Consider the following 15,213-nt stretch of genomic DNA (forward strand, 5'->3'; position numbering starts at 1 on the left):
ATGGCGAATGACTTTTTTCATCAGCGCGATTCGTTTCTCGCATTTCGCTTGCCGGATTTTCGGAAACTGTTGGCTTCGAAATTCCTGTTGACGCTTGGCCTGCAAATCCAGTTTGTTGTATTGAGCTGGCAGGTGTACGAGATCACCAAGGACCCGCTGTCGTTGGGTTTGCTCGGACTGGCCGAGGCGATTCCGGCTGTCGGACTGGCCTTATACGGGGGCTACGTGGCCGACCGGAACGATCGCCGTGTCCTGCTGGCGCGGATCGGGTTTTTACAGTTGTGTGTGTCGATCGGTCTCTTCCTGTTGTCCCGTCATTACAGCCAGGGCGGGTTCGCCGGTACGGCCATGCCGTTGTATGCGGTGATGTTCCTGCTCGGATTGTTGCGGGGCTTTTATAGTCCGGCGCAGGTCGCATTGGTCGGACAAATCGTGCCTCGGGAAGCCTATGCGAACTCCGCGGCCTGGAACAGTACCTTTTGGCATGTGGCGGTGGTCGTGGGCAGTTCTATCGGCGGTCTGATGCTTGGTTTTTTGGGTAAGCAATTTTCGTACGGGGTCGTCGTAGCCTTGATGCTGCTATCCTTCCTACAGGTCGTGCGCGTACCCCGACAGCCATACGCGCCCGCGACGCGGGATGAAACGATGGGTGCAAGTATCCGCAGCGGATTACGTTTCGTGTTCGGAAATCAGATGATCTTCGGAGCGATGGTGCTGGACCTGGTAGCCGTGCTCTTCGGTGGGGCTACGGCGATGTTACCGGTCTTTGCCAGTGAAGTGCTCGGGGTGGGGGAGAAAGGATTCGGATTCCTGCGTGCGGCGCCATTTGCCGGTTCGGTGATCATGGCGTTGTACATGACCAAGCATCCGCCGCTGCGCAATGCCGGAAAGAAATTGTTGTGGTGTGTGGCCGGATTTTCCGCCTGCATGATTGCATTCGCCTTGTCTAAAAGTTTTTATTTGTCGCTGGCCATTCTCGCGTTGAGCGGAGCCTTCGATAACGTCAGCGTAGTGATCCGCGCTACGATCGTGCAGTTATTCACCCCAAACGACATGCGTGGACGCGTTTCCAGCGTAAGCACCATGTTCATCAGCAGTTCGAACGAGTTGGGGGCATTCGAGTCGGGTTTTGCCGCGAAATTGCTGGGGTTGGTTCCGTCGGTCGTGATTGGCGGCTCGGTTGCCATGGGCTCCGTACTGGCCGCCGGCGTCTGGCTGCCCAAGCTGCGCAAGCTCCAGTTACACGAACCGATACCGCCTGCCTGACGCCCCGAGTTCGTATCTTTGCAGCTCAAGCCGATCATCATGTACGTACCGCTGCAAGAGTTACCGAAAGACGCCCGGATCTGGATATTTCAGTCCCCACGTCCGCTGACACCCGACGAAGAACGCTGGGTTCGGGAGGAAGCAGAACGATTCGTTTCGGAATGGACGGCGCACAACGTCGCGCTGAAGGCCGGCTACGCGATCTTTGACCATCACTTTCTGGTATTGGCAATCGACGAGCGGCAGGCCATGGCCAGTGGATGTTCCATCGACAAGTCGGTGCACCTGGTTCGGCGAGTAAGTGAGCAGCTCGGCGTGGACCTGCTGGATCGGATGAACTTCGCTTTCGGGGAAGGGGAGATGTTGAAAGTGGTTCCCAGAAAAGAATTCGCCCGACTCGTGGAGTCAGGCGAAATCGGTCCGAAGACCGTGGTGTACAATAACCTGATAGACCGGCTGTCTGACCTGGAGTCGGCTTGGAAGGTGCCTTTTGCCGAGAGTTGGCACCGGCAGTTGGTCTGATCGCGCTTACTTCTTCACCGGCACTTCGCGGGTGATTTCACCTTTCTTGTAGTACAGTTTCTTTACGAGCACTTTGTTCTCGTAGACCTTCCATTCACCGTCTTCGTCGCCCGCGATGAAACTACCTTCCTGCTTGAGGTCGCCGTTTTCGTCGTAGAGTTTCGCCGGGCCCGACAATTCACCGTTCACGTAGGTATATTCAATGGAAGGTTTGCCGGCTGAACTGAACCATTTCGAAACCCCGTCGCGCACACCGTTTTTGTAGTTGGCGTCTTCCTGCAATTTGCTGTCGTCGTAGAACGACCTGCGATTGCCTTGCAGAACGCCTTTCACGTAGTGTTCCATGGTCTTGATGCGGCCGTTGTTGCTGTAGGTAAGGCGTGGACCCTGGAGGGTATCGTTCAGGTAGGTTTCGTTCAGGTTGACCTGGCCGACGGCGGAGAAAGCAAGTACGGCACCGTTCTTATGCCCGTCCCTATATTCTTCGACTTTTACCAGCACATTGTTGCTGCTGGCATATTCGCGCCAGACACCGTCGCGCTTGCCGTCGCGCATGAAACCCTGCGCTTTTACGGACCCGTTGGGGTTGAGGATGGTCCACTGGCTGCGACCAGGAGTCAGGGGATCGGGCGTTGCAATGGTATCGATCTTTCCAGAAACCTGTTCTCCACGCAGGATCGGGTTCACCGGTTTGACCGGTTGAGGAGCCTTGACCGGGGCCATTTGATTGTCTTTCTGAGCCGAGACACTCAGGCCGGTTGCGAGCAGGAAGGGGAGCAGGAGTTTTTTCATAGCAGTTAAACCGGCGCAAAGATAGTCCTGCTTCGGGAATTTGTGATGAACATCGGAAGCTGCGTATTTTCACCGCATGGCCTGGACAGTAGAAATTGCCGGAGTTCAAGACACGGAGGTTGTCGCCCGGATCGGTCGGGAGACCTTTTATGAAACATGGCGGGATTACAATACCCCGGAGGATATGGCGCTTTATCTGCAAGATGCCTTTGACCACGATAAAGTCCGGAAGGATCTCGCCAATTCGGAAGTGAACACTTTCTTCCTGGTACGTGATGGTGCGCGGATCGGTGGCTACGCCAAGGTTCGTCGCGACCGGATCTATCCCGCTTTGGAAGGAACACGTCCGTTGGAGATCGAGCGGGTGTACGTCTTCCGGGAGTTGCATGGGGAAGGATTGGCGGCGACGCTCATGGGTGCGATCATTCGTCTTGCGCAAGAGGAGGGCATGGATATGCTTTGGCTAGGGGTCAACATCGACAACGCGCGCGCGATCCGCTTTTACCGGAAATATGGTTTCGAGATCTTTGGCAGTAAACTGTTTCAGCTCGGCAAAGCGTTGGACGAAGATTACCTGATGAAGGCTGCGGTACCAGTGTTGAAGCAACAACAATAAACATCAGCTTATCCGCGTTATTCCCCCAAGATCACAGACCCCATGCATCCTTACTGGTTTCGTTGGATCATCTTCATCACGGCTGCAGGGGCGGCCGCACTGAGTTCTGCAACAAGCTATGCCGGAGAAGGGAGTCTCTTCCGACAGGAAAACTCCGGTTGGTTTTCGCTCGGTACGCGCAACACGCTTAGCCTGTTCAACGAGATGCCGGAAGAAGGCATGGGGGTTGGCATCGGCGGCCAGTTCCGGTTGCAATTAGGTAAGCGTTTGAATACCGAATGGTACTTCGATTATCTGACGTCGGAGGTGGGCGATTTTGCTCAGCGGAACGATTACCACATCGGTTGGTCGGTGATGTATTATCCCGGTAAGCACGTTGATTTTTCCCGCTTGCTACAGCCGTACCTGATTCTGGGGCATTGTTTCGATTACACGGATGTTTTTGAAAAAGACAACCGGAGCAATCATGCCGATCGCCTGAGTATGGCGACGCAAGGCGGTATCGGGACCCACTTCAACATCACGAGAGCGCTGGATGTAAGCCTCTCCGGGCAATACATGGTGCATTTTGGAAAAGAGGTAGCGGCAGACAAGCAGGTCGGTCACACTCACATCGAAGTAGAGGACCATACCCACGCGGGCGGACACGTATTGTTGACCGTTTCGGCGAATTACAAGTTCGTGCGGTTGTGGGGAATGGAGTGAACAGTGAGCAGCCAATAGCGATTAGCGAATAGCGAATAGTGAATTGTGAACAGTGATCCTTCAACTTTCCACTTTCATCTTTCAACTCTCCCCAATCAACAATCACCAATCACAAATTACAAATTACTAATTACTAATTTCTAATCCCCACCCCTACCTGTCAAAAAGCGTCCGTTGCTTCATCATTTTGAGGTCCTGGAGGACGGATGACTTTACGTTGATCTGGAAAAAGTAGCTTTCCTGGTAGCCGAATGGAACCCAGTTGAAACGGAACTCCCAGCAGTGCAGGTCGCGGTTGATATTGAGGTTGAAGTTGGTGAAACGGCCGGCTTCTATATCGTACCAGGAGTTGAAGCCGACTTTCCAGCGGGGTGTCATGCTGAAATCGCCGCTCAGGCTGAGTGCTTGCGAGGTGTTACTGGCAGCATTGCCGAATTTCGAATAACCGTAGTTGTAGCCGACATACAGGTTGTAGGGTACTTCGAAATCGATGTATTCCTCGGGATGACTGTTGATGTAATTGAGTTCGTCCCGACTGAGTTTATTGCTGCTCTTGTCTTTGCGCTTTGCCAGCAGCGAGAAGTTCACGGCAGCGTTCGCATTGGTCAATTGGAAGAGCTTACCATTGACATCCTTGAGGAAACGGTTGTAATACCGGTTGTTCTCATCGTAGGCATAGGGGTTCAGTGATCCGTTAAACGTGATCTGGGCGCGGTCGAGGATCGTGGTGCGACCACTGATCGACAGCGGACTCCAGTTCATGGAATCGGCGATCAGGTTATAATTTGTTCCCAGGCGCAGGCTCTCCAGCAGTTTGATCTTTTTCAGCGCCATGCCGGTGTCGGAGTAGGTCCGCACTTTCATCTCAAAGTTGTTGTCGAGACCGAAATTTACGCTGCCGAATTTCCCGCCGGAGGGACCGCCGTAAACGCTATTCTGGAAAATCGAGTAGGTGAGTGTATTTCCGCTGGTATCGTACTGAACGGTTTTGAAGTAGCCGAAATTCGGCTGGGAGAAATCGGGACGGTAACTGAATCCTACTGAAGGAGTCAGTACATGCCGGAAAGCCGCCACAGGACCTTTGGCGAACTGGAACATGCCGTAAACACGTGTCAGCGCATTGATTCCGGTCGAATATTCCCTGGCGGCTTTGAAGCCATTCACTGTGAGGGTGTCGAGTCCGCCTTTTTCTGCGTTGTAGGCATATTCGGTCGTGCGGAAATACCAGCGCTCGGTATAGTTGAAGGTCGGGGAGACGTTGATGAATTTGAGAACGTTGAAAGCCGTCGAGATCGGGATCTGGTGCTGCAGGCCGTTTTGCATGTCATCCAGCGATTCACGTCGGAAAAGCAGACTATCCTTTTGCTGAATATAGTTGGTGCCGCGCAGGTTGTAGGTAAAGCCGATCTTCTCATACCAGCGTTGCTTGCCGATCTGTTGCTTGCGCTGGAAAGGAAAGATACGGGCCACATTGAAACTGACGTCCGGCGCGGTGATCCGTACATCCCGGGTGAGGTTGTTTTGGGAATGGTTGACGGCTACACTGAGGTTGAAGGGTTGGTCCGGGAACAATTTCGACCAGGTGAGGGAAGACTGGAAGGTATTCGCCAGAAAGTTATTCGTACTGGCGATTGTGTTTTGATAGTAGGCCGAGGAGCCGGCGTGTACACTGGCGTTGAATATGCTGTAAGGATTGGCTTTGGGATCCTGGTTGTGGTTCCAGGTGATCTGAAAATCCTTCCTGGCGTTGAAGTCGGGCAGTTCCTTTTCACTTTGTACCGAGTAGGCATAGCTCACCCGAAAGGAGCCACCATAACGATAACGCTTCCGGTATTGTGAAATCCCGTCGATCGTGTAGCTGCCTTTGGTGTAAAGGTCGGTGGTCAGGGCCAGGTTGAAATAGTCGTTGAAGCCGAAGTAGTATCCCAGATGCTGGAAGAAGAACCCGCGTTGCGCGGATTCGCCGATGCCTGGAAAAATGATACCGGAGCTGCGACCTTTCTTGTTCGGAAAGAAACCGAAGGGAATGAACAAGGGGGTCGGAACCTGTTCAATCGTCAGGTAAGCGGGGCCTGTGACGATCTTATTGTTGCTGATGACCTTCAGCTTGTTGGAAGATATGGAAAAATGAGGTGTATCGAGTTCGCAGGTAGTGTACCGTCCGTTGCGGATGAAAAAGTTGTTTTCCGGGTCTTTTTTGACGACCTCACCGTGGATATAACCGTCTCCTTCTTTGGTGATTACATAATCAATCTTGCCTTTTTTCGTTTGGAAGTTGTACCGCATGGCACGGGACCGGAATTCCTGAGGCCCTTGCGAGAAATGGGGAGTCCCGATCGAGGTTCCCGTACTATCGATCAGGCCTTCGGCATGGACTTCCTTGTCGCCCATGTTGATGCGGATCCTTTCCGCTTCGAGATGTAAATCATCGTAATCGACCGTTGCAGCGCCATATAAATACACCGCTTCGTTTGCTACGTCCACCCGGATCGAGTCTCTGGCGTGATACTTGACCGGAAGGGAGAGTCCTTCCGAGCTTACCAGCGTATCTTCAGGGATGGATATGGAATCGGACGAAACGACGACCGTATCGGAATCCGCCGTAACGGGCAGCGTGTCAACGGGGGTATGAAAGTCGTTCCCGCCAACAGCAACTTGTTGAAAAAGACCGACTCCCAAAAACAGACAAAGGGCTGATATTTTGGAAACTTGCGTAAACAAATCGGGGAAATCCGTGCGGTTGGTTAAGGGTTCAAAGCTAACGAAATTTCGCAGGCGTCAGGTGCTTTACGGGTATCCCGCGATGGCGCTGATATTCCTATTGTTGACGTCCTTCCAGCCGCCGGCACCGCGTTATGCGATTCACCGTGTCGTGATCGATGCTGGGCATGGTGGTAAAGACTCGGGCTGCCTGGGCGGCAAAGTCAAAGAAAAGGATGTGGCCTTGGGTGTCGCTTTGCAACTGGGGCGTTACATCGAAAGCCATTTCCCTGAAGTCAAGGTCATTTATACCCGATCCACCGACGTTTTTGTGGAATTGCACGAGCGGGCAACCATTGCCAATAACGCCCGAGCCGATCTGTTTATTTGTATCCACTGTAACTCCGCCTGCTATTTCGACAAGAAGAAGAAAAAGGAACTCTGCAACGAAGAGACGGAAGGAACGGAAACCTGGGTCATGGGTTTGAATAAGACCGAAGCGAACCTCGAGGTTTCGAAGCGGGAAAACAGTGTCGTGCTGCTTGAAAAGGATTACCTCAAGCAATACGACGGATTCGACCCGAACAGCCCGGAAGCCAACATTATTTTTTCCCTTTACCAGGACGCTTACCTCGACCAGAGTCTGCGGTTGGCTTCGCTCGTTCAGCAGGAAGTCAAGAAGCAGGGCCGGCAAAGCCGCGGAGTGAAACAGGCCGGGTTTATCGTGCTGTTCAAGACGACGATGCCGAGCATTCTGGTGGAGACCGGCTTTCTTTCCAATCCATCGGAGGAGAAGTTTCTCGGATCGGAACGCGGGCAGCGCGATATGGCGGAAGCGATCTTCAATGCATTCAAGCGCTATAAGCAGAGTGTAGAATCGGGTTCGGATACAGGCGATGGACGAGCAATCGAACCCGGTGATTCGGGAAAGACCGCGGACACCGATCGACCCTCCAATGATAAGGGTGAACCGGCATCGGTGGAATCCGCGAAACCTGCCGTTGAAAATGCAAAGCCGGTTGCGGAAGAGAAAGCTGACAACGACATCTACTTCAGTGTCCAGTTTGCTGTTTCACCCACACGCCTGACGTCCTCGAGTTCCAAGTTGAAAAAAGCGGGGGACTGGCGGGAGGAAAAGGATGGGAAGCTCTATAAGTATGTCAGTGGAAAATTCCGTGATCCGGAAGACGCGCTGGACTTACAAACTGCTTTGAGGGCGAAGGGTTATAAGGATGCTTTTGTGGTCGCTTATGAGGGCGTAAAACGCATTCCTTACAAGGAAGCCAAAGCCCGGTTGAAGTAGGGAAGTGCGTCGGCTTTTGTTCATATCCTGTTGAATTTTCGGACTTTCGGATGAGTATCGCGGAAAGCAGGCCGGGCTAAAATGCCTACCTTTCGGTGCTTAATCAATCACGGTTTTGACCGGCAGGATCGTACTTCCGGTCTATTGGGTATGAAAATTTCGAAGGAAGCACGCATCGGACTGATTGTCACGGTAGGGATCGCCGCCCTTTTCTGGGGTATCAATTATTTGAAAGGCAAAGATTTCTTTACCAGTCAGAAACTGGTGTACGCGGTTTATGATCACGTCGATGGCCTGGCGCCCAGCAACACCGTTCAGGTGAATGGGATGAAAGTTGGCATGGTAAAAAGCCTTTCGCTTTTCCCTGACCGCTCCGGCCGTATCCTGGTCAGCATGCATTTGAAGAACGAAGTGGTGGTCCCGCGTAATTCCACCGCCGAGATCTTCGGAACCGACCTGTTGGGAACGAAAGGTATCCGGCTGGTACTGGGCGACGCGACCGAAGAGTTGCAAGACGGCGATACCCTCGTGTCGGCTATTCAGCAAAGTCTCAGCGAATCGGTCAGTGCCCAGGTCGCTCCGATCAAGCAGAAAGCGGAGAACCTCTTGTCTTCCATGGATTCGGTCCTGATCATCGTCCGGACGGTCTTCAACGAAAAAACCAAAGACAATCTCAAGCGTTCATTTGAAAGCATCAGCAATTCGCTGCTCTCGATCGAGCACGTGACCGGCAGCCTGGACACCGGCCTTACCGCCAACGGGAAACTGGCAAGCATGCTTGCTTCCCTGGAATCCATTTTGGCCAATTTCCGGAAGAACAATGACGCGATCACCAACGCCATCAATAATTTCTCGTCGATCAGCGATACCCTGGCCCGCGCCAATCTCGCCATGACCATTGAAAATACCCGGAAGACACTGGAAGAGACCTCCTCGCTCTTGCGAAAGGTCAACACCGGGGAAGGTTCGCTCGGGCAACTGGCTACGAACGACAGCCTCTACCACAACCTGAATTCCACGTCCCGCAGCCTGGATCTGCTCTTGACCGACTTCCGGGAAAACCCCAAGCGGTACTTCAATGTTTCATTGATCTCATTCGGCAAGAAATAATCCGGACGTATGATCGGACAATTGATATTCCTGCTCTTGCTTCTGGCCGCGGTTGCGGTCTTTACGCGCAATATCCGGAAAGTCATCCGCAACATTCGGCTCGGGCGACCGCTCGACCGTTCTGACCGCAGCGCTGACCGCTGGAAGGTGATGACCATGGTCGCTCTGGGTCAGTCGAAGATGGTGACCCGTCCGGTGGCAGGGATCCTGCACATATTCGTTTACGCGGGATTCGTGATCATCAACATTGAAGTGCTGGAGATCGTCATCGACGGACTGTTTGGTACGCATCGGGTGTTTGCATTTCTCGGACCCTTGTATGATCTCCTGATCGGGAGTTTCGAGATCCTCGCGCTGCTGGTACTGGTAGCTTGCGTGATTTTCCTGGTACGCCGGTATGTTATTCGCCTGAAGCGTTTCTGGATGCGGGAAATGACCAGCTGGCCCCGGACCGATGCAACCCTGATCCTGGTGACCGAGATCCTGTTGATGTCGGCCTTCCTGAAGATGAACGCAGTCGATTCCGTGTTACAGGCCCAACATTACGGTCACTATGTTCAGGCCGGTTGGTTCCCCGTCAGCAGTATGTTGACGCCGTTCTTCGAAGGTTGGAACCCTGAAAATCTGGTCATCGTGGAGCGCCTGCTTTGGTGGTTCCACATCATCGGAATTCTCGTTTTTCTCAACTACCTGCCGTATTCCAAACACTTCCACATCCTATTGGCTTTCCCGAATACCTATTATTCCAACCTCGACTACAAAGGGCGTTTCACCAACATGGAAAGTGTTACGCGAGAGGTAAAGTTGATGCTGGATCCGTCCGCCGTGCCACCGGGAGACGCGGCAGCTCCGCCATCGCGGTTCGGCGCCAAGGATGTGTTTGACCTGAGCTGGAAGCAATTGATGGACGCTTACAGTTGTACGGAGTGTGGGCGTTGTTCCTCGAATTGTCCCGCGAACCAGACCGGCAAGTTGCTTTCGCCCCGTAAGATCATGATGGATACGCGCGACCGCTTGGAGGAAGTGGGTAAAAACATTGACCGCAACGGCCCGGAATTCCGTGACGATAAATCACTCCTCAACTATATTTCAGAAGAGGAATTGTGGGCCTGCACCTCCTGCAATGCCTGTACGGAAGCCTGTCCGGTCAACATCGACCCGTTGAGTATCATCGTCGACATGCGCCGTTACCTGGTCATGGAAGAATCGAAGGTGCCGCAGGAACTGGCCGGTATGTTCAACAAAGTGGAGAACAACGGCGCGCCCTGGCAATTCGCTCAGGCCGATCGCTTCAACTGGGCGAACGATTAACTGATTCACACACCCTAATCGAGACGGACGAATGGATTTCAAAGTGGAAACGATGGCCGAGTTTGCCGCCCGGGGTGAGCAACCGGAGGTTCTTTTCTGGGTAGGATGTGCAGGTTCGTTTGATGAGCGTGCGCAAAAAGTTACCCGTGCCGTTGCCAGGATCCTTCATCATTGCAATGTGCGCTTCGCTGTTTTGGGAACGGAAGAGTCCTGCACCGGCGATCCGGCGAAGCGTGCAGGCAACGAGTTCCTCTTCCAGATGCAGGCGATGATGAATATCCAGGTTTTGAACGGATACGGAGTGAGTCGCATCGTCACCGCTTGTCCGCATTGCTTCAACACCCTGCGGAACGAATACCCGGAACTCGGTGGTCGTTATGAAGTGCTGCATCATTCTCAGTTGTTGCAGCAGTTGATCAACGACGGCAGGCTGCGCATCGAAGGCGGGGCATTTTCCGGCAAACGGATCACGTTCCACGATCCTTGTTATCTCGGTCGCGCGAATGAAGTCTACGAAGCGCCGCGCGAGCTCATCCGAAAACTCGACAGCACACTCTCCGAAATGAAGCGTTCACGTGCGAACGGTTTCTGTTGCGGAGCGGGCGGCGCACAGATGTTCAAAGAGCCGGAAAAAGGGGAGAAGGACGTCAACATTGAGCGCAGTGAAGAAGCGCTGGCCCTTCAACCCGATGTGATCGCGGTGGGTTGTCCGTTTTGCATGACGATGATGACGGACGGCGTCAAGCACTTCAACAAGGAAAGTGAAGTGAAGGTCCTGGATGTAGCCGAGCTGATCGCGCAGGCCAAGGACCTTTGATCAGGGCTGGCCCCACATTCGGTTCCATAGACTTTTCAGGGCTTCGGGCGTACTGGCTTCCATTCGTCCGCGTTGGATCACCAGGTCATTGCCATCGGGGCGGTCGAGGTAGAACCTGAATACGAAATTAGCCTTAGGGTCCATCCAGCCTCCGATCTGTCCGAAACGCATATCGCTGAAAACCGTCTGGCCGTCTTCCTGATCAAGCTGGTAAATGCCTTCCGAAAACCGGATGAGTTTACCCACCTCCGGGTCGTCTTTCCAGGGCGTAAGGAGTGCGTCGTTTCGGGGGAAATAGGTAAACGCCATAGGCGTCTTGGGATCGAATACCGACCGATAGCCGATATAATATCCGCTATCGCCTTGGGCGATCACGTACCACAGGAAATTGTTCAGGGGAGTTGGCGTGCTGATGAAGTCATGCACCAGTAGTCGCTGTTTCGCCACATTACTTGTTACCTCCTGGTTGATCCGGTATTTGTTCCAACCGGCGAAGAGCAGATAGAAAACTCCCCAAAGGATGCCGATCCGGTGCCAACTGATGCGCTTGGGAGAACCCCGGCGCAGGATCATCAATGCGATGGCGCCTACAATGAACGGAAGGGTATAAAGCGGATCGGCCACAAAAAACATGTTGAGCGAAACCCGTTCATGCGAAAACGGTTCGAACCATCCTGTGCCATAGGCCGTCAATGCGTCGATGAACAAATGGATGAAAAGATTCGATCCGCTGAGCCACAACCAATCCTGATAGGAAGATGTCGTCTTATAACGACCATGAAGGCCATAGGCCAACAAGGGCGTCATGATCACCATAAACAGGATCGAGTGGGTGAACCCGCGGTGGGCCAATAAGCCGGAAGCCTGGGTCATCCAGAAACTTGTCAGCACGTCGATATCAGGCAGGTTGTTGATCAACGCGCCCCACAACATCGCTTTCTTTCCCAATCTGCGGCCGGCGAAGGCATCCCCCACGACCGCTCCAATCACTGTATGTGTCAGACTATCCATTGAAATCCGCTGAAAATGCAGTTGAAGGCAATTTATACCTTTTCACGGCAGCCGAACCCGGATTCTCCGTATTTTTATCAAAAATCAGAACGAATGAAAATTGATTCCAACAAGGTGGTAACCGTAACCTACCGCCTGCATGCCAACCTTCCGGCCGAAGAACAGAAGCATATCGAGACGGCTGATCAGTCCCGTCCTCTGAAGTTCCTGTACGGTGTCGGTATGATGATCCCGGGATTCGAACGGGGACTGGAAGGTAAGGGGAGTGGTGATTCCTTCAGCTTCACCATCGAAGCCGATGATGCCTATGGTTCAACCGATGCCGCGGCGATCATCGATCTTCCGATTGAAATCTTTAAAGTAGAAGGAGTGATCGATTTCGACATGCTCAAAGTCGGCAATGTACTCCCGATGACCGATCAGGAAGGGAACATGCTGAATGGTAAAGTGGTCTCCTACGACGAACAGAAAGTGAAGATGGATTTCAACCACCCGCTTGCCGGACATATCCTGCATTTCAGCGGGGAAATCGTGGAAGTCCGCGAGGCTACCCCGGAAGAGATGGACCACGGTCACGTGCATTGATCGCTTCTAGCTAAAAAAGAAAAAGCCTGTCCGTTTGGACAGGCTTTCCTTTTTGTATCCTGATCAATTAGAAGGGCAGGTCATCTTTTCCGGAAGGAATGTACTCCGGAATATCCTGCGAGTATTCCTGACCGCCGGCCGGAGCGCCTTGTCCGCGCTCGATGCGCCAGGCTTCCAGGGTGTTGAAATACTTTACCTCACCTTGAGGGCTGGTCCATTCCCGGCCCCGGAGGTTGAAATGGACGACCAGGTTGTCACCTGTCTGGAAACTGTCGAGCAGGTTGCAACGATCCTGGGTAAGGACGAAGCTGATGTGCTGTGGGTACTGGCTGGAATTGTCGGTAATGACAAATTCGCGCTTTTTAAAGCGGTCGCTGACCGTTTGGGTTTCCTTCTTTACTTTGAGAGAGCCGGTAACTTGCATGGACATAAGTGTGCTGTTGAAAATTATTGGGCTAAGATACGAGGATTCCCGTTCAGGATGGAGCCGGTTGATAAGATTGGGGACAAATCGAGGGTTGCCTAAGTGGTTGTATGTTAGGATAAAACACTTAAATTTACCCAAGCAAACGCACCCACATGAAAAAACTGTTACTCCTGCTGGCATTCTTGCCGCTGGGATCATTCGCCCAAAGTTTTACGAATTCAACCGCTACGCCGATTACGGGTGGTGATGTGTTGATTCCGATTCAGGTCAACGGCATCGCCAACCAGATCAATGGCACGTTTGGTCTTGCCTCGGTATGCCTGGATATCAGCCACGAGTTTGTGGAAGACCTGCAGTTACGCCTGCAATCACCGGATGGCAAGATCATCGACCTTTCGATTGGTCATGGCGGGAACGGACCGGGATACCGGAACACCTGTTTCATGATGAATGGAACCGGTGGTCGTATCCAGTATGCACCGGCACCCTTCACCGGCACTTACCTGCCTGAGATGTCGTTGAACGTATTCAACGACGGTTCGGATCCCAACGGTACCTGGTTGTTGAGGATCCGTGACATCTTCCCGACAGCCGATACGGGCACCTTTCATTTCGTCTCGGTCTTCTTCATGATCAATCCGCCGGCAGATCCTACTGCCAACGGTGGTCCGTGCAATACCTCCGATGCCACCGGCTGCGCCTGTCCGGATGGGGTTTCTACCGATTGCGACCTGCTCCCGGACATGACCTCCTCGGTGCTTTGTATCCAACAAGACCACCAGGAATACGCCGGAAACATTACGATGGGCAACGCAACGCCCAACATCGGTTGGGGACCCATGGAAATACATGGTACAGGTTCCTGCTATTGTGATTCGGTCGTTTCCAATTGCAGCACTCCCTGTCCTGACGGATCGTATCCCAAAGAATTGGTAATTCAGCGCATCTACCACAAAGACGGCGGCAGCATGACCTACTTCGACCGTCCGGCCGGCACGATGAGCTATCACCCGACCCACGGGCACGTGCACGTCGACAACTGGGCCGACTTTACGCTTCGGCGCGCTACACCGGATCCTGATTCCCGAAACTGGCCTATCATCGGCACGGGTAACAAACAGAGTTTCTGTCTGGTGAACCTTGGTGATTGTGATGCCAACTACGGCTACTGCGTGGATGACCAGGGCGTGACACTCAACAAATCGGATATCCCGAACTCGGATCTCGGCAGTGTATCGGGTTGTTCACGCGATCAGGGTATCTATGTCGGTAACCTGGATATCTACAGCTCAGGATTGAACGGGATGGGCATCGTACTGCCGTCGACCACCTGTAATGGTGACTATTACATCGTATCAATCACCGATCCGATGAACAATTTCCTTGAGACAAACGACCAGAACAACTGGGTAGCAGTTCCGATCACACTCTTCCAGCAAAGTGCCGGCAGCTTCCCCATCTCCGGTTACACGTACACGGTATTGGCGAACGACGTCGACTTTACCGCATCTGCACTCGGCACGGACTCCCTGGTGTGGCGATTCGGTGATGGATCACCTGCTGTCACCACTACCAACACCGGCATTCAACACACATTCCCGGGTGTAGGCAGCTACATCGTGACCTTGTATGCGTACAATACCTGCGGACCGACGGTGACGATCGACACCGTACAGATCCTGTCGACTACCGGTATCGAGCAGATCAACGACCTGGTCAACTTCACAGCCAGTCCGAATCCTTCGAGCGATGTATTCCGGGTGAACTATACCCTGATCAATCCTTCGTCCGTTCAACTTGATCTTCTGGACATGACCGGTCGTCGGATCGCTTCACTTTATTCCGGCAATCAGCCTGCAGGAAAATTCCAACAGACGCTGGACATTCGTGAACTCGGGCTCGCTTCCGGTATTTACAACTTGCGCCTTCAGACCGGGTCACACCAACAGACGATTCGTCTGGTTGCGTTCTAACCGCCCCGCTTTCTCTTTCAACTCCCCGCTGTGCGACTCCATGCACAGCGGGGAGTTTTTCATTGGCGGGAGCGT

General features: G+C 53.1%; 14 protein-coding genes. 10 read left to right on the plus strand and 4 right to left on the minus strand.

What is annotated here, in order from left to right; all coding sequences use genetic code 11:
• Positions 1-1,266: an MFS transporter gene (locus tag IPJ96_08060; protein MBK7910303.1), complete on the plus strand. Its 1,266-nt coding sequence runs from the start codon at positions 1-3 to the stop codon at positions 1,264-1,266.
• A gap of 39 nt (positions 1,267-1,305) precedes the next feature.
• Positions 1,306-1,788 carry an ABC transporter ATPase gene (locus IPJ96_08065; GenBank protein ID MBK7910304.1) on the plus strand — a complete coding sequence of 161 codons (483 nt, stop codon included), beginning with the start codon at positions 1,306-1,308 and terminating at the stop codon, positions 1,786-1,788.
• 6 nt (positions 1,789-1,794) lie between these two features.
• Here the strand turns inward: IPJ96_08065 and IPJ96_08070 are convergent, their stop codons facing one another.
• Positions 1,795-2,580 carry a toxin-antitoxin system YwqK family antitoxin gene (locus IPJ96_08070; GenBank protein MBK7910305.1) on the minus strand — a complete coding sequence of 262 codons (786 nt, stop codon included), beginning with the start codon at positions 2,578-2,580 and terminating at the stop codon, positions 1,795-1,797.
• 76 nt (positions 2,581-2,656) lie between these two features.
• On the opposite strand from IPJ96_08070, the gene IPJ96_08075 reads away from it, so the two are divergent.
• Positions 2,657-3,196, plus strand: a complete 540-nt coding sequence (locus tag IPJ96_08075) for a GNAT family N-acetyltransferase (protein ID MBK7910306.1) — start codon at positions 2,657-2,659, stop codon at positions 3,194-3,196.
• A 42-nt stretch (positions 3,197-3,238) separates the two neighbouring features.
• Positions 3,239-3,901, plus strand: coding sequence for a hypothetical protein (locus IPJ96_08080; protein ID MBK7910307.1), 663 nt, complete (start codon positions 3,239-3,241; stop codon positions 3,899-3,901).
• Positions 3,902-4,054: 153 nt separating this feature from the next.
• Here the strand turns inward: IPJ96_08080 and IPJ96_08085 are convergent, their stop codons facing one another.
• Positions 4,055-6,580: an LPS-assembly protein LptD gene (locus IPJ96_08085; protein ID MBK7910308.1), complete on the minus strand. Its 2,526-nt coding sequence runs from the start codon at positions 6,578-6,580 to the stop codon at positions 4,055-4,057.
• A 124-nt stretch (positions 6,581-6,704) separates the two neighbouring features.
• Here IPJ96_08085 and IPJ96_08090 point away from each other — a divergent pair, with 124 nt between their 5' ends.
• The 4 genes from IPJ96_08090 (at position 6,705) to IPJ96_08105 (ending at position 11,142) form a co-directional block, all read left to right on the plus strand.
• On the plus strand, positions 6,705-7,904 hold the full coding sequence (locus IPJ96_08090) for an N-acetylmuramoyl-L-alanine amidase (GenBank protein MBK7910309.1): 1,200 nt from the start codon (positions 6,705-6,707) through the stop codon (positions 7,902-7,904).
• A 150-nt stretch (positions 7,905-8,054) separates the two neighbouring features.
• Positions 8,055-9,014 (plus strand): MCE family protein, encoded by a 960-nt coding sequence (locus tag IPJ96_08095; protein MBK7910310.1) that lies wholly within the window; start codon positions 8,055-8,057, stop codon positions 9,012-9,014.
• Positions 9,015-9,023: 9 nt separating this feature from the next.
• The gene (locus IPJ96_08100; protein ID MBK7910311.1) at positions 9,024-10,325 is read left to right on the plus strand and encodes a (Fe-S)-binding protein; all 1,302 of its coding nucleotides are present in this window, start codon (positions 9,024-9,026) and stop codon (positions 10,323-10,325) included.
• Between the two features lie 31 nt (positions 10,326-10,356).
• On the plus strand, positions 10,357-11,142 hold the full coding sequence (locus IPJ96_08105) for a (Fe-S)-binding protein (protein MBK7910312.1): 786 nt from the start codon (positions 10,357-10,359) through the stop codon (positions 11,140-11,142).
• Here IPJ96_08105 and IPJ96_08110 read toward each other — a convergent pair whose 3' ends face one another.
• On the minus strand, positions 11,143-12,153 hold the full coding sequence (locus IPJ96_08110) for a metal-dependent hydrolase (protein MBK7910313.1): 1,011 nt from the start codon (positions 12,151-12,153) through the stop codon (positions 11,143-11,145).
• A 93-nt stretch (positions 12,154-12,246) separates the two neighbouring features.
• Between IPJ96_08110 and IPJ96_08115 the strand changes: the two genes are divergently transcribed.
• The gene (locus IPJ96_08115) at positions 12,247-12,738 is read left to right on the plus strand and encodes an FKBP-type peptidyl-prolyl cis-trans isomerase (protein MBK7910314.1); all 492 of its coding nucleotides are present in this window, start codon (positions 12,247-12,249) and stop codon (positions 12,736-12,738) included.
• 67 nt (positions 12,739-12,805) lie between these two features.
• Here IPJ96_08115 and IPJ96_08120 read toward each other — a convergent pair whose 3' ends face one another.
• Positions 12,806-13,168: a DUF3127 domain-containing protein gene (locus IPJ96_08120; GenBank protein ID MBK7910315.1), complete on the minus strand. Its 363-nt coding sequence runs from the start codon at positions 13,166-13,168 to the stop codon at positions 12,806-12,808.
• Positions 13,169-13,317: 149 nt separating this feature from the next.
• Here IPJ96_08120 and IPJ96_08125 point away from each other — a divergent pair, with 149 nt between their 5' ends.
• On the plus strand, positions 13,318-15,138 hold the full coding sequence (locus IPJ96_08125) for a T9SS type A sorting domain-containing protein (GenBank protein MBK7910316.1): 1,821 nt from the start codon (positions 13,318-13,320) through the stop codon (positions 15,136-15,138).
• The last annotated feature ends 75 nt before the right edge of the window (positions 15,139-15,213 follow it).

The organism is Bacteroidota bacterium, from assembly GCA_016713765.1.
GTDB classification, from domain to species: domain Bacteria; phylum Bacteroidota; class Bacteroidia; order AKYH767-A; family 2013-40CM-41-45; genus Pollutiaquabacter; species Pollutiaquabacter aromativorans.

Bases quoted from the DNA above. Each gene is read 5' to 3' on its own strand.
- IPJ96_08090 (MBK7910309.1), top strand. From the start codon at position 6,705: ATGGCGCTGATATTCCTATTGTTGACGTCCTTCCAGCCGCCGGCACCG.
- IPJ96_08100 (MBK7910311.1), top strand. From the start codon at position 9,024: ATGATCGGACAATTGATATTCCTGCTCTTGCTTCTGGCCGCGGTTGCG.
- IPJ96_08115 (MBK7910314.1), top strand. From the start codon at position 12,247: ATGAAAATTGATTCCAACAAGGTGGTAACCGTAACCTACCGCCTGCAT.
- IPJ96_08075 (MBK7910306.1), top strand. From the start codon at position 2,657: ATGGCCTGGACAGTAGAAATTGCCGGAGTTCAAGACACGGAGGTTGTC.
- IPJ96_08080 (MBK7910307.1), top strand. From the start codon at position 3,239: ATGCATCCTTACTGGTTTCGTTGGATCATCTTCATCACGGCTGCAGGG.
- IPJ96_08060 (MBK7910303.1), top strand. From the start codon at position 1: ATGGCGAATGACTTTTTTCATCAGCGCGATTCGTTTCTCGCATTTCGC.
- IPJ96_08070 (MBK7910305.1), bottom strand. From the start codon at position 2,580: ATGAAAAAACTCCTGCTCCCCTTCCTGCTCGCAACCGGCCTGAGTGTC.
- IPJ96_08065 (MBK7910304.1), top strand. From the start codon at position 1,306: ATGTACGTACCGCTGCAAGAGTTACCGAAAGACGCCCGGATCTGGATA.
- IPJ96_08105 (MBK7910312.1), top strand. From the start codon at position 10,357: ATGGATTTCAAAGTGGAAACGATGGCCGAGTTTGCCGCCCGGGGTGAG.
- IPJ96_08110 (MBK7910313.1), bottom strand. From the start codon at position 12,153: ATGGATAGTCTGACACATACAGTGATTGGAGCGGTCGTGGGGGATGCC.
- IPJ96_08125 (MBK7910316.1), top strand. From the start codon at position 13,318: ATGAAAAAACTGTTACTCCTGCTGGCATTCTTGCCGCTGGGATCATTC.
- IPJ96_08095 (MBK7910310.1), top strand. From the start codon at position 8,055: ATGAAAATTTCGAAGGAAGCACGCATCGGACTGATTGTCACGGTAGGG.
- IPJ96_08120 (MBK7910315.1), bottom strand. From the start codon at position 13,168: ATGTCCATGCAAGTTACCGGCTCTCTCAAAGTAAAGAAGGAAACCCAA.